The 16,738-nt window shown below is 71.6% G+C and carries 15 protein-coding genes and 1 pseudogene; 8 read left to right on the top strand and 8 right to left on the bottom strand.

Translation table 11 applies throughout. The features are described 5' to 3' along the window. Positions 1 to 111 precede the first annotated feature (111 nt). Positions 112 to 219, top strand: a pseudogene (locus ACWC94_RS12525) (SAM-dependent methyltransferase); the annotation flags it as partial. A gap of 254 nt (positions 220 to 473) precedes the next feature. On the opposite strand, the gene pdxR reads toward ACWC94_RS12525, so the two are convergent. Beyond that, on the bottom strand, positions 474 to 1,928 hold the full coding sequence (gene pdxR, locus ACWC94_RS12520) for a MocR-like pyridoxine biosynthesis transcription factor PdxR (protein ID WP_450796499.1): 1,455 nt from the start codon (positions 1,926 to 1,928) through the stop codon (positions 474 to 476). A gap of 46 nt (positions 1,929 to 1,974) precedes the next feature. Between pdxR and ACWC94_RS12515 the strand changes: the two genes are divergently transcribed. Next, the gene (locus ACWC94_RS12515) at positions 1,975 to 2,493 is read left to right on the top strand and encodes a carboxymuconolactone decarboxylase family protein (RefSeq protein ID WP_450796498.1); all 519 of its coding nucleotides are present in this window, start codon (positions 1,975 to 1,977) and stop codon (positions 2,491 to 2,493) included. 277 nt (positions 2,494 to 2,770) lie between these two features. Here ACWC94_RS12515 and ACWC94_RS12510 read toward each other — a convergent pair whose 3' ends face one another. Together ACWC94_RS12510 and ACWC94_RS12505 are read right to left on the bottom strand one after the other, a co-directional pair. Continuing rightward, positions 2,771 to 4,258: a glutamate synthase subunit beta gene (locus ACWC94_RS12510; protein WP_450796497.1), complete on the bottom strand. Its 1,488-nt coding sequence runs from the start codon at positions 4,256 to 4,258 to the stop codon at positions 2,771 to 2,773. A 342-nt stretch (positions 4,259 to 4,600) separates the two neighbouring features. Continuing rightward, positions 4,601 to 5,296 carry a DUF2293 domain-containing protein gene (locus ACWC94_RS12505; protein ID WP_450796496.1) on the bottom strand — a complete coding sequence of 232 codons (696 nt, stop codon included), beginning with the start codon at positions 5,294 to 5,296 and terminating at the stop codon, positions 4,601 to 4,603. A gap of 215 nt (positions 5,297 to 5,511) precedes the next feature. Between ACWC94_RS12505 and ACWC94_RS12500 the strand changes: the two genes are divergently transcribed. Beyond that, entirely contained in the window at positions 5,512 to 6,144 is a 633-nt protein-coding gene (locus ACWC94_RS12500) for a uridine kinase (protein ID WP_450796495.1), read from the top strand. A gap of 32 nt (positions 6,145 to 6,176) precedes the next feature. On the opposite strand, the gene corA is transcribed toward ACWC94_RS12500, so the two are convergent. Then, entirely contained in the window at positions 6,177 to 7,304 is a 1,128-nt protein-coding gene (gene corA / locus ACWC94_RS12495; RefSeq protein WP_450796494.1) for a magnesium/cobalt transporter CorA, read from the bottom strand. A 181-nt stretch (positions 7,305 to 7,485) separates the two neighbouring features. Here corA and ACWC94_RS12490 point away from each other — a divergent pair, with 181 nt between their 5' ends. Beyond that, positions 7,486 to 8,280, top strand: coding sequence for a methyltransferase (locus ACWC94_RS12490; protein WP_450796493.1), 795 nt, complete (start codon positions 7,486 to 7,488; stop codon positions 8,278 to 8,280). A gap of 339 nt (positions 8,281 to 8,619) precedes the next feature. On the opposite strand, the gene ACWC94_RS12485 is transcribed toward ACWC94_RS12490, so the two are convergent. Next, complete coding sequence (locus tag ACWC94_RS12485; protein ID WP_450796492.1) at positions 8,620 to 9,549, bottom strand: carbohydrate kinase family protein; 930 nt, start codon at positions 9,547 to 9,549, stop codon at positions 8,620 to 8,622. Next, positions 9,534 to 10,442, bottom strand: a complete 909-nt coding sequence (locus ACWC94_RS12480; RefSeq protein ID WP_450796491.1) for a pseudouridine-5'-phosphate glycosidase — start codon at positions 10,440 to 10,442, stop codon at positions 9,534 to 9,536. The genes ACWC94_RS12485 and ACWC94_RS12480 overlap by 16 nt, the downstream gene beginning before the upstream one ends. Positions 10,443 to 10,543: 101 nt before the next feature. Here ACWC94_RS12480 and ACWC94_RS12475 point away from each other — a divergent pair, with 101 nt between their 5' ends. Beyond that, entirely contained in the window at positions 10,544 to 10,975 is a 432-nt protein-coding gene (locus ACWC94_RS12475) for a VOC family protein (protein ID WP_450796490.1), read from the top strand. Positions 10,976 to 11,164: 189 nt separating this feature from the next. Here the strand turns inward: ACWC94_RS12475 and ACWC94_RS12470 are convergent, their stop codons facing one another. Both ACWC94_RS12470 and ACWC94_RS12465 read right to left on the bottom strand, forming a co-directional pair. Next, positions 11,165 to 11,719, bottom strand: coding sequence for a methylated-DNA--[protein]-cysteine S-methyltransferase (locus tag ACWC94_RS12470; RefSeq protein ID WP_450796489.1), 555 nt, complete (start codon positions 11,717 to 11,719; stop codon positions 11,165 to 11,167). Positions 11,720 to 11,760: 41 nt separating this feature from the next. Then, positions 11,761 to 12,630 carry a glycerophosphodiester phosphodiesterase gene (locus ACWC94_RS12465; protein ID WP_450796488.1) on the bottom strand — a complete coding sequence of 290 codons (870 nt, stop codon included), beginning with the start codon at positions 12,628 to 12,630 and terminating at the stop codon, positions 11,761 to 11,763. Between the two features lie 280 nt (positions 12,631 to 12,910). Here ACWC94_RS12465 and ACWC94_RS12460 point away from each other — a divergent pair, with 280 nt between their 5' ends. The 3 genes from ACWC94_RS12460 to ACWC94_RS12450 all read left to right on the top strand — a co-directional run bounded on the left by ACWC94_RS12460 (position 12,911) and on the right by ACWC94_RS12450 (position 16,725). Then, positions 12,911 to 13,801, top strand: coding sequence for an MHYT domain-containing protein (locus ACWC94_RS12460; protein WP_450796487.1), 891 nt, complete (start codon positions 12,911 to 12,913; stop codon positions 13,799 to 13,801). A gap of 40 nt (positions 13,802 to 13,841) precedes the next feature. Continuing rightward, positions 13,842 to 15,989, top strand: coding sequence for an excinuclease ABC subunit UvrB (gene uvrB, locus ACWC94_RS12455; protein ID WP_450796486.1), 2,148 nt, complete (start codon positions 13,842 to 13,844; stop codon positions 15,987 to 15,989). A 157-nt stretch (positions 15,990 to 16,146) separates the two neighbouring features. Next, complete coding sequence (locus ACWC94_RS12450) at positions 16,147 to 16,725, top strand: TerD family protein (RefSeq protein ID WP_450796485.1); 579 nt, start codon at positions 16,147 to 16,149, stop codon at positions 16,723 to 16,725. The last annotated feature ends 13 nt before the right edge of the window (positions 16,726 to 16,738 follow it).

Below are 16,738 nucleotides of genomic sequence, written 5' to 3'. Positions count from 1 at the left end.
GTCCATGTGTTGTTCTCCAGCTCAACTTCCTCGTTGTGATGGCGACTTGACGATCCCGAGTGCCGGACACTCGTCCAGACGTTCATGGAGTGCCGCATGACAGTGGGGGAGGGCCGGCGGATGCCGGCCCTCGACCCCCGGGTGCCGGTGATGGCCCGGGCCAACCGCCCGTTCCCGCACCGCGCCACGCACCGGCCGGCCTGGCAGGGCGTACGGCAGGTCCACCCCCCGAGTCGCCGGGTCGCATCGGGCCGCCGGGCGCGAAGGGGTTGTGTCACCGCTGCCGACCCCGTCTGTGAACCACCGCTCCTCATCCGAGGACCCGGGAGGCCCGGGAAGCCGGGGGGCTCGGGTGGCCCGGGAGGCCGGGGTGGCTCGGGTGGCCCGGGAGGCCGGGGAGCTGGGCAGGCCCGGGACAGCCGGGGGAGCTAGATGGGCCCGGGAGGTCGGGGTGGCCCGGGAAAGCCGGGGAGCTAGACAGGCCCGGGAGGTCGGGGAAGCTCGGGTGGCCCGGGAGGCAGTACCCCGCACAGCGCCTCCAGCGCCGCGCCGTAGGCGTGCTCGGCGGCGGCTGCGTACCCCACCACCAGCCCGTCACCCACCGTGGCCTCGGCCTGCGGATGCCGGAACGCGGCGAGTCCCTCCAGGGCGACGCCCTGCCACGCGGCGGCCTTCAGCGTGGACCGCTCGGTGCCCGGCGGCAGCCGCAGTACCGCGTGCAGCCCGGCCGCGATGCCCGTCACCCCGACATGCGGCGCGTGCGCGGCGAGCGCGGCGACGAGCAGGTCACGCCGGCGCCGGTAACACTGCCGCATGCGCCGCACATGACGGTCGTACGCCCCGGAGACGATGAACTCCGCCAGCGCCAGCTGGTCCAGGACGCCGGCCCAGGCCTCCCGCTCCCCCTTGGCCGCGAGCACCGGCTCCACATACCTCTCCGGCAGGACCATCCAGCCCAGCCGCAGCGCCGGTGACAGGCTCTTGCTGACCGACCCGAGGTGGATCACCCGCTCCGGATCGAGCCCCTGGAGTGCGCCGACGGGCCTGCGGTCGTACCGGAACTCGCCGTCGTAGTCGTCCTCCAGTACGACCGCTCCACGCGCGCGTGCCCAGTCGATCACAGCGGCCCGGCGCTCGGGGTGCAGCGGGCCGCCGGTCGGGAACTGGTGCGCCGGAGTGAGCAGCACGGCCCGCTCCCGCGCGAGTACGTCCACGCGTGCGCCGTTCTCGTCCAGCGGGAGCGGCACTGTCCGTACCCCGGCCGTGGCGAGCAGTCCCCGGTGGAACTCCAGCCCGTACGCCTCCACGCCGAGCGGGCCGCGCAGCACCCCGCCCGCCCCCTGGCCGAACAGCAGCCGCAGCGCGTGCGCGAAGCCGGAGCAGATGACGATCCGGTCCGGCTCGGTCCGCACCCCCCGCGCGCGTGCCAGATATGCGGTCAGCGCCTCCCGCAGCTCCCGGCGCCCGGCCGGGTCTCCCGGCCCGAACGCCTCGCTCGGCGCCGCCCGCAGCGCCCGCCGGTAGCAGGCGGACCAGGCGGCCCGCGGAAACGCCGAGGCGTCCGGCGTGCCCTGCCGCAGATCGTGCCGCGGGCCACGCGCGCGTGCAGGTGCCTTCACGGCCGTCCGTACGGCGTGCCGCAGCGGTTCCGCCCGGTCGGCGACCCGGGTGCCCGAGCCCTGGCGGGCGGTCAGCCAGCCCTCCGCGACCAGTTCCGCGTACGCGTCGGCCACCGTGTTGCGGGCCACGCCCAGATCGGCGGCGAGCGACCGGTACGGCGGCAGGCGGGTGCCGGGCGCCAGCCGTCCGCTGCGCACGGCGTCCCGTAGCGCCCCGGTGAGCGCCGCCCGCCGTCCGCCCGGACCCGACAGCTCCAGAAGCAGATCGGCGCCGATCCGCTCCGCGGAATTGACCCATGATTCCGTCACGGAAATGCACCCTACAACCGGTCTCTCGGGCTCGTAGGTTGAAGGCATGACGACGAACACGACCGCCACCGCAGCCGACTTCACCCCCGAGATCACCGAGGCCGACGCCGGCCGCGTCCGACTGGACTTCGCGAAGTCCGCTCCGAAGGTCTTCCGCGCCCTCATCGGCTTCGACGCCGCCGCCCGCGCGGGCCTGGACCCGGCGCTGGTCGAGCTGGTCCAGGTCCGCGCCTCGCTCCTCAACCGCTGCGCCTACTGCCTGCACATGCACACCAACGACGCCCGCAAGGCCGGCGAGAGCGAGGACCGGCTGCACATGGTCGCCGTCTGGCGCGAGGCCCGGCACTTCTTCACCCCGAAGGAGCAGGCCGCCCTCGCGCTCACGGAGGCCCTGACCCTCGTCGCCGACGCGGGCGTCCCCGACACCGTCTACGCCGAGGCCGCCGCCCACTTCGACGAAGAGGAACTGGCCCACGTCCTGGCCCTGATCTGCACGATCAACACGTGGAACCGGGTGGCCCTGTCGACGGGCAAGGTGGCGGGGACGGACGAGAGGAACGGCTGACCGGGACGGTGCAGGGCTGACCGGGACGGTGCAGGGCTGACCGGGACGGTGCAGGGCTGACCGGGACGGTGCAGGGCTGACCGGGACGGCGCAGGGCTGACCGGGACGGCGCAGGGCTGACCGGGACGGTGCAGGGCTGACCGGGTGGTCCACGGGGTGCAGGGCTTGCAGGGCCGGCCGGGGCGGTGCAGGGCTTGCAGGGCCGGCCGGTGCGGCGGACGACCGTAAGGAACCCTCCCGGCCGCAGGCCGGACCTCATCCGCACCCTCGCCTGCGTCTACACCCTCATCGGACGATCCCTCGGAGAGACCGGCGCGGGCAACCGTGAACTGCCCATCAGATAGCGGTCGACGGCCGCCGCCACCGCCCGCCCCTCCGCGATCGCCCACACGATGAGCGACTGCCCGCGCGCCGCGTCCCCGGCGGCGAACACGCCGGGCACGTTCGTCGCGAAGCCGTCGTCCCGCGCGATCGTGCCGCGCGGAGCGAGTCCCAGCCCCAACTGTCCGATCAGCCCGTCCCCCTGGTCCGGCCCGGAGAACCCGAGGGCGAGCAGCACGAGATCGGCGGGGAGCGTCTGCCCCGTGCCGGGCACCGGGCGCCGCAGCTCGTCGACCTCCACCAGGTGCAGCGACCGCACTCGCCCACTGCCGTCCCCGGCGAAGTGGAGCGTGGACGCCGCGAAGAGCCGCGCGTCCGCGTCCGCCGCCGGTGCCGTCCGCAGGTCCCGGGCCTCTTCGTGCGCGGCCGACAGCCGGTAGATCTTCGGGTACGTCGGCCACGGCTCGACATCCTCGTCGCGCTCGCCGCCCGGCTGCGCGTAGATGTCCAGCTGGGTCACGGACGCGGCCCCCTCGCGCACCGCGGTCCCCAGACAGTCCGCGCCGGTGTCCCCGCCGCCGACGATCACCACGTGCTTGCCGGCCGCGGACAGCGGTGAAACCTCCAGATCCCCCTCACACACTCGGTTCGCCAGCGGCAGATACTCCATCGCCTGGTGTATCCCGTTCAACTCCCGACCCGGCACCTGAAGTTCCCGCCACGCGGTCGCTCCCGTGGCGATGACCACGGCGTCGTACCGTCCGCGCAGCTCCGCCGCCCCGACATCGCGTCCGACCGTCATCGACGTACGGAACTTCGTCCCTTCGGCCCGCATCTGCTCGACCCGCCGCTCCAGATGCCGCTTCTCCATCTTGAACTCGGGGATGCCGTACCGCATCAGGCCGCCGATCCGGTCGTCCTTCTCGTACACGGCGACCGTGTGCCCGGCCCGGGTCAGCTGCTGTGCCGCGGCGAGCCCGGTGGGCCCGGAGCCGATGACGGCGACCGTCCTCCCGGACAGCCGCTCGGGAGGAAGCGCCGGTACGAACCCCTCCGCCCAGGCCCGGTCGGCGATCGCGCACTCGACGTTCTTGATCGTGACGGCCGGCTGGTTGATCGCCAGCACACACCCCGCCTCACAGGGCGCCGGACACAACCGGCCGGTGAACTCGGGGAAGTTGTTCGTCGCGTGCAGGCGGTCGCTCGCCGCGCGCCAGTCCTCCCGCGAGACCAGGTCGTTCCACTCCGGGATCAGATTGCCCAGCGGGCAGGCGTCGTGGCAGAAGGGGATCCCGCAGTCCATGCACCGGTCGGCCTGCTTGCTGATGATGGGCAGCAGCGCTCCCGGGACGTAGACCTCGTCCCAGTCCCGCACCCTCTCTTCGACGGGCCGCCGCGGCCACTCCTGGCGCGGCGTGGTCATGAACCCCTTGGGATCGGCCATGGTCGTCTTCCTCGCGTACGGGCACCACGTGGGGCACCGGGTGTACGACGGGCCGTACGCCGTCGGACGGCGTCCTTCAGTACCTTTTCGGCGCTTTGTCGGCACTCTTCCGGCCACGATACGTCCGCACCGACCGCCGCGCAGAGTGACGGACAGCGCTTTCTTCCGCGAGGTCCTCGTCCCGGGCCGCTCTCCTTCCCCTCTTCTTTCCCGCCCCTCTGTGGTCTCCCTGCCCCCAGCACCCCCCTTCCCTGGTGGCGGCACCCCCTTTCCCGGCCCTCAGCCCACGTCCGCCCCCCTTTCCCGGCCCTCAGCCCGCGTCCGCCCCGGCTTTCCCGGCCCTCAGCCCACGTCCGCCCCGGCGTCCTGCCAGGCCCGCAGCACGCTGTCCACGGCCGGGGCGATCCGACGCCGTGCCTCGTACCGAGGCACACCGCGCATCAGCAGCTGGTCGTAGGGAGTGTCCACATGCCGCACGGCCGCCACCACCGCCGAGATCACCGCCCCCTCCGACAACGCCCGCCCGGCCGCGCTGCGCCCGACGCGTCCGGTGCCCCGCGCCGACGCGTGCGCCGCGATGGTCCGCGCACGGTCGGCGGGGCACCCGGGAAACAGCCGGAGGATCTCGGCCGCGAACGCCGCCGCGAAGCGTTCGTCCTCGGCCGCCCTGCGCCGTGCGTCCCGCGCCCGGCGCCGGCGCCGCGCTTCCGCGTCCGCCAGACAGCGGGCCTCGGCCCGGGCCAGCGCCGCCTCCTCCACCAGCACGCCCTGCCGCTCGTAGCGGCTCTTGCGCCGGTTGAACCGCACCACCACGACCGACAGCCCGCTCTCCTCCCTCGACCTGCGGGTCAGCGCGGTGTCCCCACGCGGCAGGAACACCAGGTGCCCGAGATCCACGCAGTGCAGGCAGCGCGGTGCCCCGTCCTCCAGCACGACCAGCGACAGCGGTCCACGCCGGCAAGCGGCGCACCGCTTGGGCTTCAACGCCTGGATGACGACAAGCCGACTGGGGGAGTGGGGAGTTGAGGGAAGCGCCATATCCGGTACTTTCCCCGTCGCCGCCCGCGCCTCCCCTGCCCTCTTGCCCCGCCGCCCCGGGACTCTCCCTGGCGCCATCGCGCCATCCGCCCGGCCGACAGGCCTCGTCATCTCTCCCTCCGTCTGGAGGGGCCTCCCTGCTCGCCGGGCACCATCCACTCCCTGGCAGGTACCGGCACCGCACCGCCTCCCCGCCACCCGGCATCATTGACCCCGTGCGACTGGAAGCAATCACCTGGGACCGGCTCGCCGAGCGGCTCGCCGACCGGCTGGCCGGCCTTGAGGCGGCCGACGGAAGTGCCTGGCCGCGCGTCGGCTTCGACGGTTCCCCGGCCGCCCGGCCCGGCGACCTCGCCGAGCGGGTCGGAGAGGCGCTGCGGGTGCGCGGCCGGCCCTCGCTCGTGATCGGCGCCGACGGCTTCCTGCGGCCCGCCTCGCTGCGCCTGGAACACGGGCGGCGGGACGCGGATTCGTACTACGGCGGATGGTTCGACACCGGAGCCCTGTGGCGTGAGGTCTTCGGCCCGCTGGACCCGGGAGGCAGCGGGCGGGTCCTGCCCGACCTGTGGGATCCGGCCACCGACCGGGCCACCCGCAGCCCCTACGTCCAACTCCCGCCCGGCGGGATCCTGCTCCTTCACGGCCCCCTCCTGCTGCGTCACTGGTTCCCGTTCGACCTGACCCTGCACCTCCTCCTCTCGCCGGGTGCGCTGCGCCGCCGCACCCCCGAGGCCGACCACTGGACGCTCCCCGCCTTCGAGCGCTACGCGTCCGAGACCGACCCCGCCAGCACGGCGGACGTCCTTGTACGCGCCGACGATCCACGCCATCCCGCCTGGAGCGGCTGATCGGTACGGTCCGGGCCGCAGGCTCCCGCGGCTCAGAGCCAGCCGTTGCGCCGGAAGCCCCGGTACAGCACCAGGCACGCCCCCGCCATGACGACCATGACCAGCGGATAGCCGAACCGCCAGTGAAGCTCCGGCATGTGGTCGAAATTCATGCCGTACACCCCGCACACCATCGTCGGTACGGCGATCACCGCGGCCCAGGCCGTGATCTTCCGCATGTCCTCGTTCTGTGCGACGGTCACCTGCGCCAGGTGGGCCTGCAGGATCGAGTTGAGCAGTTCGTCGAACGCGGCGATCTGCTCCTTGGCCCGGATCAGATGGTCGAGCACATCCCGGAAATAGGCCTGTATCTCCGGGGCGACGACGCGTATCGGCCGGGTGGCCAGGTCCTCCACCGGACGGCCCAGCGGCACCACCGCCCGCTTCAGCTCCAGCAGTTCACGCTTCATCTGGTAGATGCGGCCGGGGTCGAGGCGAGCGCCGTTCTCCGAGAACACCTCCGTCTCGACCTGGTCGATGTCGGCCTGTACCGCGTCGGTGACGTTCAGGTAGTCGTCGACGACATGGTCGGCGATCGCGTGCAGCACCGCCGCCGGCCCCTTGGCGAGCTGATGCGGGTGCGCCTCCAACTCCTCGCGCAGCGGCCCCAATGAGCCGTGCCGGCCGTGCCGCACCGTGATGACGAAGTCCTCACCGACGAACACCATGATCTCTCCGGTGTCCACCACTTCGCTGGTCGCCGTCAGCTGTTCGTGCTCCACATAGCAGACGGTCTTGAACACCGCGAAGAGCGTGTCCCCGTAGTGTTCCAGCTTCGGGCGCTGATGAGCCTCGACCGCGTCCTCCACCGCCAGCGGGTGCAGGTCGAACAGCTCGGCGATGCCCGCGAACTCACGGTCCGTGGGCTCGTGGAGCCCGAGCCAGACGAAACCCTCGCCGGTCTTGCGCACCATCCGCACGGCATCCACCAGGTCCGTGCACTGCGGCACGCGCACACCGTCCTGGTACGTCACGCAATTGACCACCGACGAGCCCAGAGGTGACCTGGCGGGATGACTCAGGTCCACGCGCGGGTGCCGCCGGGCCAGTCGCGCCATCTTGCGCAGGCCGCCGACCCTGCCCAGCCCCGTGACCTTCCGCAGATTCCCCGCCATGGACATCTGGATCTCCTCGCTTGGATCTCCCTCACGCAACGCTTCCGCGCCCTTCCCGGCAAGTCTGCCAGCCGAGGGCAAAGCGCGGGTAAGCCTGTGGGAATGGAGAGTTCCGCTTGGTTCCGCCCTGGGGACGAAGCGCCCGCCGGCCGGTCCGGACGAGCCGGGTGACCGGGATGATCGGGGTATGACGCCATCCGACGGATACCTCCTGGACAACCAGCAGAACGAGGCGGCACGGCGCTTCGGCGCATTCGCCACCCTCTTCGATCCCACGACGTTCCGGCACATCGAGGCGTTCGGTATCGGACCCGGCTGGCGCTGCTGGGAAGTCGGGGCCGGCGGTACCTCAGTGGTGTCCTGGCTCGCCGAGAAGGTGGGTCCCACCGGCAAGGTCGTCGCGACCGACATCGACACCTCGCGGCTCGCTGCCGCTGCCCGCCCGCCGGTGGAGGTGCGCGTCCACGACGTCGGTGCGGAGGAACCTCCGGGCGAGGGCTTCGACCTGGTCCACGCCCGGCTCGTCCTCGTCCATGTCCCGGACCGGGAAAGGGCGTTGCAGTCCATGATCCAGGCCCTGCGGCCCGGCGGACGGCTGTTGCTCGAGGATGCAGACCCCGCGCTCCAGCCTTTGCCCTGCCCCGACGAGTTCGGCCCCGAGCAGAAGCTGGCGAACCGGCTGCGCCAGGGCTTCCGCGAGCTGCTCGCCGAACGCGGCGCGGATCTGTCGTACGGCCGCAAACTCCCGCGTCTCCTGCGTGAAGCCGGTCTGAGCGGCGTGGAGGCCGATGCGTACTTCCCGGTGGCATCGCCTGCCTGCACCGCCCTCGAGGCCGCGACGGTCCGGCAGATCCGTGCCCGGCTCGTCGCCGCGGGACTCGCCACCGAGGAGGACATCGACCAACACCTGGCCAACGTCGAGGCCGGCGGCATGGACCTGCTCACCGCACCGATGATCTCGGCGTGGGCGACGAAGGCCTAGACGACTGCGCGCAAGTGCCCGTGCCGCGCGACTCCGACCACTCTGCCTAACCGTACTGGTGCCGGGAAGGGCCGAACCACAGTTGCCCGCGTCCCCGGGCCCTCCCCGGGCACGGTGGTTTGCCGCCCAGGCGTGGCCGGCCGGTGCCTCCCGCACGTGGTGGCGGGCCTTCCCGCCCGTGGCCAGGGGGTTTCGTTTGGATCGGCCCGGGTCCGCGGCGCCCGGCGCGGCACGCCGCCGCGTTGTCGGATCACCCGCGTACGCCCCGTACGCGGGACCCTCCGCCTTGCGATGCACCGCACCGGACGCCGCGGCCTGATCCGCCACGAACGAGCCCCCCTAGCCGTCGCCCCCCGCACACGGTGGTCTGCCTCCCACCCGTTCGACCGCCTCCGCCCCCGCCCGGCAGCCCCGGGCCGCCGCCTCCTGCGGAGCCGCGCCCGCGAGCAGCGCGGCGAGGAAGGCGCCGGTGAAGGCATCACCCGCGCCCGTGGTGTCCCGGGGGACCGCCGGCGTCGCCGCGACCCTGGCCGGTGCGTGGCCGGAGCGGGCCACCAGCGCGCCGGCCGCGCCCGCCTTGGTCACCACCAGTGGGACGAGGCGGCTCAGCTTGGCCGCCGCGTCCGCCGGATCCGGCAGCCCCGTCAGCAGACACGCCTCGTCGCGGCTGGGCAGCAACACGTCCAGCCCCTCCGCGAACGCCAGGAAGCGATCCACGCCCAGTCGCACCAGGAAGCCCGCCGAAGCCGGATCCAGGCTGACCGGCACACCACGCGCGCGTGCCGCCGTGAGCGCCGTCCGCGCGAGCTCCCGGCTCGGCTCCGTGAACAGCAGATAGCCCGACAGGTGCAGTCGGGCGACGCCGTCGAGCAACGCGTCCGACCAGTCGGCGGGTTCAAGGCGCAAAGACGCCCCGCTGTCCGTGAGGAACGTGCGCTCCGCCGCCGCACCCGTGTCGACGAGGCAGATCACCGTCCCCGTCGGGGCCGTCGGATCGACCACCAGCCGGGGCCGCACCCCGGCCGCGACCAGTTCGCGCTCGTGCCACGCGGCCGCGTCCGCGCCCACCCGTCCGAGCAGCCGTACGTCCGCACAGCCCGTGTGTGCGGCCCAGCAGGCCACGTTCGCGCCCGCGCCGCCCGGCACCGTACGGATCGCGGCGGCCGTGTCGGTGCCGCCCGCGAGAGGCCCCCGGTGGCGGGCGACCACATCCGTGACCACGTCTCCGACGACCAGCAGGGCCCCGTCCGCGGTCACCCCCTGGTCCACGCCGCCGCGATCCGCGCCGCCAGCCGTACGTTGCCGCGCACGGCCGCCAGATTGGCGCTCAGGGAGGCGCCGTCGGTGTGCCGGACCAGGTAGTCCAGCAGGAACGGGGTGACCGCCTGCCCGGTGACCCCGTGCTCCGCACAGGCGCGCAGTGCGTCGGCGAGCACGCGCGCGTGCAGTTCCGGATCGAGCTGCTCCGCCTCGGGGACCGGGTTGGCGACGATCAGCGCCGACTCCGGCGCGTCCAGCGCGTCCTGGGCCCGCATGACGTCCGCGACCTGCTCCGGAGTCTCCAGGGTCCAGTCGACCGGATGCCCCGAGTCGGACAGATAGAAGCCGGGGAACCGGTCCGTGCCGTACCCGGCGACGGCCACACCCAGCGTCTCCAGCCGCTGCAGGGTCGCCGGCACGTCCAGGATCGACTTCACACCCGCGCAGACCACCGTGATCCGGGTGCGGGCCAGCAGGCCGAGGTCGGCCGACTCGTCCTGGGTCACCGTCCACTCCCGGTGGACACCGCCCAGCCCGCCGGTGGCGAACACCCGGATGCCCGCGAGCGCGGCCAGCTGGGCCGTGGCCGACACCGTGGTGGCGCCGCTCGCACCCGTCGCCACGGCGAGCGGCACATCGCGGTGGCCCAGCTTGCGGATGCCGTCCTCGTTGGCGACCCGCTCCAGCTGCTCCTTGTCCAGGCCGGCACAGGGGCGGCCGTCGAGCACGGCGATGGTCGCCGGTACGGCGCCCTCCTGGCGTACCGCGTCCTCCAGCTCCAGCGCCACCTGCAGGTTGCGCGGGCGGGGCAGGCCGTGCGCGATGATCGTGGACTCCAGGGCCACCACCGGCCGCCGTGCGTCGATCGCTTCCCGGACCTCTTGCGACACCATCAGCACCACGTGCACCGCCTCCTGTCCGTCGCTCCTCTCCCCATCCCTGGCGGGTGCCGGCCGGCGCTAAACGCTTGCCGCCTGTGGCGGATGCCACCAGCCTGGGCCGCATGAGGAAGAACAGCATGCGTCTCGACCACGTCGTCCTGTGGGTGGCCGATCCGGTCGCCGCGGTCGGCTTCTACCAGGATGCAGTCGGCCTGGCACCCGTGAGAGTCGCCGAGTACGCCGACGGAAGGACGGCTTTTCCCTCCGTGCGCGTCAACGAGGAGACGATCCTGGACCTCGTCCCGCTCACCTCCGCCGAGCGCATGGACATGCTGCCCGGCGCTGCCGACGCCGCCGGTCACCCGGTCAACCACATCTGCCTGTCCCTGCCCGCCGACGCCTTCGACGCCCTCCGGGACCGCCTGGAGGAGCACGGCGTACCCGTGAGCGACATGGGCCGCGACTCCTTCGGCGCCCGTGGCAGGGCCCCGCGCAACTTCTACTTCCGGGACCCCGACGGCAACGTCTTCGAGGCCCGGTACTACGACGACTAGGGGGTTTCGTCTGGATCAGGTCGGATCAGGCCGCGGCGTGCGGTGCGGTGCGGTGCGGTGCGGTGCATCGCGAGGCGGAGGGGCACCCGCGTGCCGGGCGTACTCGGGTGATCCGACAACGCGGCGAGGTGCCGTGCCGGGCGTCGCGGACCCGGGCTGATCCAAACGAAACCCTCTGGCCGGGCCCGGTCAGAACAGCGGCTCGGGCAGCACGCCCTCGAGGGCGAGCAGCTTGCGCTTGGTCTCCAGCCCGCCCCCGAAGCCGCCGATGCCGCCGTCGCTCTCCACGACCCGGTGGCACGGCACCACAACCGGCAGTGGATTGGCACCCATCGCCATGCCGACCGCCTGTGCCCCGCCGGGCTGCCCGACCCGCCCTGCGAGATCGCCGTACCCCACCACCGTGCCGTAGGGCACGCCGGACGCCAGCTCGCGCAGCACCTGCCGGTTGAAGCCGGAGATCAGCGACCAGTCCAGCGGCAGGTCGAAGCCGTGCCGCTCGCCCGAGAAATAGGCCTGCAGCTGGCGTCTCGCCTCCGCCAGCAGCGGTGAGTCCGGATCCTCCACGGGAGTGCCGCCCAGCCGGGCCGCCAGCCGCTCCACGGCGCGGTCGCGCACCGCGGCCGTGGCGTGGAAGACCACGTTGACCAGGCCGTCACGGGTCGCCGCCAGCATCAGCGGACCGATGTCCGTGCCCACCACGGTCCACACGACCCGCTGCTCATCCTGCCCATCGCTGTCCATGCGCCCACGGTACGACCCGCCACTGACAACGCCCGTCCCGCTCAGCGCGCATCCAGCGCCGCCCGCACCACGTCGGGCTTGTTGCTGATGATCCCGTCGACGCCGTAGTCCGCGACCCTGCGTGCGGACGCCGCGTCGTTCACCGTCCAGGCGAACACCCCGAGCGGCTTGTCGTGCGGTCCGTCGACGGCGTGCACGGCCGAGACGTACGCCTGGGAGAGCGACCCGTACGAGGGATTGATGAGGTCGGTGTAGGGCGCGAACTGGCGCAGTTGCTCCGTGGTGGGTGACCCGAGGTAGCCCGTGGTGACCGCGGGCTTCAGCTCGTGCACGGTCCGGATGCTGTCGGCGCTGAAGCTCTGCACGATCAGCCGCCCGAGGTGCTGGTGGTCCAGCCAGCCGTCGTTGCCGAGAAGCTTCAGCGTCTGCTGCTCGATGCCGGGGTACAGCTCCGGGTTCTTGATCTCCAGGAGCAGTTTCTCGTGATTGTGTTCGATCCGGCACATGTACTCGTTCAGTGTCGGCACGCGTGTGCCCGCGTATGCCGGGGAGTACCAGCTGCCCGCGTCCAGCCGGGCGATCTCGGCGGCGGTGAAGTCCTTCACCTTCCACGGGGCCCGGTCGGGGAAGACCTGCTCGACGTTCGTGGTGCGCTGCAGGCTGTCGTCGTGGATGACGACCAGCTCGCCGTCCTTGGTGCGCTGAACGTCGTTCTCGACCCAGGAGAAGCCCAGCTGTGCGGCCTTGTCGATCGAGGCCAGCGTGTTCTCGGGGGCGTAGGCGGAGGCACCCCGGTGGGCGATCACCGTGGGCACGCCGACGTCGCCGGCCCCGGTGTCGGGTGTGGGGCTCGGCAGGGTCGCCGTCCCCAGGACGGCGGCGGCCGCGGCGGCAAGTACGCGCGCGTGCATGCAGACTCCTCGCGTCGAGTGAATTCCGACAGCAACCAGAGTGACAGCAGACGGTCAACGGCACGCGGGCGCACGATGGCCACACACCGAATGGAGATGTCCAGGTCCGCTCACCGGTACCCCACAACTGAGGCAAGGCCGTGTTTCTTTGCCGGAAAATCGTTCGACCATTCCGGTGGGGGTCATACTCTCTGCGACAACCCTGACCGCCGGCGCGGTCCTGGGCCGGGGGAACAAGTCGGGGATTCCGGGACGCAAGAGGGCGGAAGGGCAGCCGCGGATGCTAGGCACGGTCGACGGATTCAGCTACGGGGCCGTCACCCCGGTGGTGGCCTATCTGATGGCCTGCCTCGGTGGCGCCCTCGGCCTGCGCTGCACCACCCGGTCCCTGCTGGTCACGCACTCCCGGCGGCCCGCCTGGCTGGCCCTCGGCTCCGCCGCGATCGGCTCCGGCATCTGGACCATGCACTTCGTCGCCATGATGGGATTCGCCATCAAGGGGACGCCGATCCACTACGACAAGTCGATCACCTACGCGAGCCTCGGCCTCGCCGTCGTCATGGTCGGGGTCGGGATCTTCATCGTCGGCTACCGGGGCGCCACCGGCACCGCTCTGTTCACCGGTGGCACGATCACCGGCCTGGGCGTCGCCTCGATGCACTACCTCGGCATGGCGGGCGTGCGCTTCCACGGGCGCTTCACCTACAACACGCTCACCGTCGCCGCCTCCGTGGTGATAGCGGTCGTGGCCGCCACCGCCGCCCTGTGGGCCGCCGGACGCGTCCGGGGCTTCATGTGGAGCGTGGGGGCGAGCCTCGTCATGGGGCTCGCGGTCAGCGGCATGCACTACACCGGCATGGCCGCCCTGGGTGTCCATCTCGACGGCATGACCCACACCGCCGGAGGCGCGCCCGAGCCGTCCGTGCTGACACCGATGCTGATCGGCCCGCTCGCCTTCCTGCTCCTCGCGGGCGTTGTGGTGATCTTCGACCCGCTGATGATCATGGGCCGGCCCCTGCCCAGGCCGATCCAGCAGAAGCCGGGTGTCCCGGCCACCGCCGTCGCCTCCCACCCGGACCGCCGCGCCGCCCTGCACCCGGACCGCCGTGCCGCCCCCCACGAGGAGCGCCGCCCCGCGCACCACGTCTCCCGGACCCCGCAGAATCGCTGATCCGGACCGGTTGTCAGTGCGGGGTCGTACGGTGGATGACATGCGGCCCGTTTCCCACATCGAACGCACGGTGGCGCCCTTCGAGGTCGTCAGCCCCTACCAGCCCAGCGGCGACCAGCCGGCGGCCATCGCCGACCTGGCCAAGCGCATCGAGGCCGGTGAGAAGGACGTCGTCCTGCTGGGCGCGACCGGCACCGGCAAGTCCGCCACCACGGCGTGGATGATCGAGAAGCTCCAGCGCCCCACGCTCGTGATGGCGCCGAACAAGACACTGGCCGCCCAGCTGGCCAACGAGTTCCGCGAGCTGCTGCCGAACAACGCGGTCGAGTACTTCGTCTCGTACTACGACTACTACCAGCCCGAGGCCTACGTCCCGCAGTCGGACACCTACATCGAGAAGGACTCCTCGATCAACGAGGAGGTCGAGCGGCTGCGCCACTCGGCGACGAACTCGCTGCTCACCCGCCGCGACGTCGTCGTGGTGGCCTCGGTGTCCTGCATCTACGGCCTCGGTACTCCGCAGGAGTACGTGGACCGGATGGTTCCCCTGAGGATCGGCGACGAGATCGACCGCGACGAGCTGCTGCGCCGCTTCGTCGACATCCAGTACACGCGCAACGACATGGCCTTCAGCCGCGGCACCTTCCGGGTCCGCGGCGACACCATCGAGATCTTCCCGGTGTACGAGGAGCTGGCCGTCCGCATCGAGATGTTCGGCGACGAGATCGAGGCGCTGTCCACGCTGCACCCGCTCACCGGCGAGATCATCAGTGACGACCAGCAGCTGTACGTCTTCCCCGCCTCCCACTACGTCGCCGGCCCCGAGCGCATGGAGCGGGCCGTCAACGACATCGAGAAGGAGCTGGGGGAGCGTCTCGCCGAGCTGGAGAAGCAAGGCAAGCTCCTGGAGGCCCAGCGCCTTCGGATGCGCACCACGTACGACATCGAGATGCTCCGCCAGATCGGCACCTGTTCCGGCGTGGAGAACTACTCGATGCACTTCGACGGCCGCTTGCCCGGCTCCCCGCCCAACACCCTGCTGGACTACTTCCCGGACGACTTCCTGCTCGTCATCGACGAGTCGCACGTCACCGTCCCGCAGATCGGCGCCATGTACGAGGGCGATGCCTCCCGTAAGCGCACGCTCGTGGACCACGGCTTCCGCCTGCCCTCCGCGCTGGACAACCGCCCCCTGAAGTGGGAGGAGTTCCAGGAGCGCATCGACCAGACCGTCTACCTGTCGGCCACTCCCGGCACCTACGAGCTGTCCCGCGCGGACGGCGTCGTGGAGCAGATCATCCGCCCGACGGGCCTGGTCGACCCGGAAGTCGTGGTCAAGCCCACCGAGGGCCAGATCGACGACCTGGTGCACGAGATCCGCAAGCGCACCGAGAAGGACGAGCGCGTCCTCGTCACCACCCTCACCAAGAAGATGGCCGAGGACCTCACCGACTACTTCCTGGAGCTCGGCATCCAGGTGCGCTATCTGCACAGCGACGTCGACACCCTGCGCCGCGTCGAGCTGTTGCGCGAGCTGCGCTCCGGTGAGTACGACGTCCTGGTCGGCATCAACCTCCTCCGCGAGGGCCTCGACCTGCCCGAGGTGTCCCTGGTGGCGATCCTGGACGCCGACAAGGAGGGCTTCCTGCGTTCGGGCACCTCGCTGATCCAGACCATCGGCCGCGCGGCGCGCAATGTCTCCGGCCAGGTCCACATGTACGCCGACAAGATCACCCCGGCGATGGAGAAGGCCATCGAGGAGACCAACCGCCGCCGGGAGAAGCAGGTCGCCTACAACAAGGCCCACGGCATCGACCCGCAGCCGTTGCGCAAGAAGATCAACGACATCGTCGCGCAGATCGCCCGTGAAGAGGTCGACACCGAGCAGCTCCTCGGCTCCGGCTACCGCAAGTCCAAGGACGGCAAGGGCGCCAAGGCCCCCGTCCCGTCGCTCGGGGACAAGACCGCCAAGGGCGCCAAGGCCGGCAAGGCCGCCAAGGGCAAGGCGGCGGCCACGGTACCCACGGACCGCCCGGCGGCCGAACTCGCCGAGCAGATCGAGGAGATGACCGAGCGCATGCGCGCCGCCGCCGCGGAGCTGCAGTTCGAGATCGCGGCCCGGCTGCGCGACGAGGTCTCGGAGATGAAGAAGGAACTGCGCCAGATGCGGGAGGCCGGCCTCGCCTGAGCCCCCGCCACCCTGCCGCACCTCGGCATATGCGCCAAGTGTTGCAACACCGACACAAAGCGAGGGCCGGGGTGCGGCACTGTCGGTGCCCCTGCGTAGGGTTCTGGACAACCGCGCACTGCGCGGCAACAGGGGACCTTCGAGAGGGGATTCAGCGGTGTCCGTCAACTTGAGCAAGGGTCAGGCCATCAGCCTGGAGAAGAAGGACGGGGCCACCCTGACCGCGGTCCGTATGGGACTCGGCTGGCAGGCGGCGAAGCGACGCGGTCTGTTCGGCTCCCGCACCCGCGAGATCGACCTGGACGCCTCGGCCGTCCTCTTCGCCGAGAAGCAGCCGGTCGACGTCGTCTTCTTCCGCCACCTGGTCAGCGACGACGGCTCCGTCCGGCACACCGGCGACAACCTCGTCGGCGGCGTCGGCCAGGGCGGTGACGACGAGGCGATCCTCGTGGACCTGCAGCGCGTCCCGGTCCACATCGACCAGATCGTCTTCACCGTGAACTCCTTCACGGGCCAGACCTTCCAGGAGGTGCAGAACGCGTTCTGCCGTCTCGTCGACGAGACCAACGGCCAGGAACTCGCCCGCTACACCCTGGACGGCGGCGGCGACTACACCGCCCAGATCATGGCGAAGGTGCACCGCGCGGGGTCGGGCTGGACGATGACCGCCCTGGGCAACCCGGCCAACGGCCGCACGTTCCAGGACCTGATGCCGGCGATCCTGCCGCATCTGTAGGACCGCCCGTTCG

The organism is Streptomyces sp. NPDC001135 (assembly GCF_053598395.1).
Note: the sequence above shows the minus strand (reverse complement) of the source record. Positions and strands in the feature narration are given on the sequence as shown.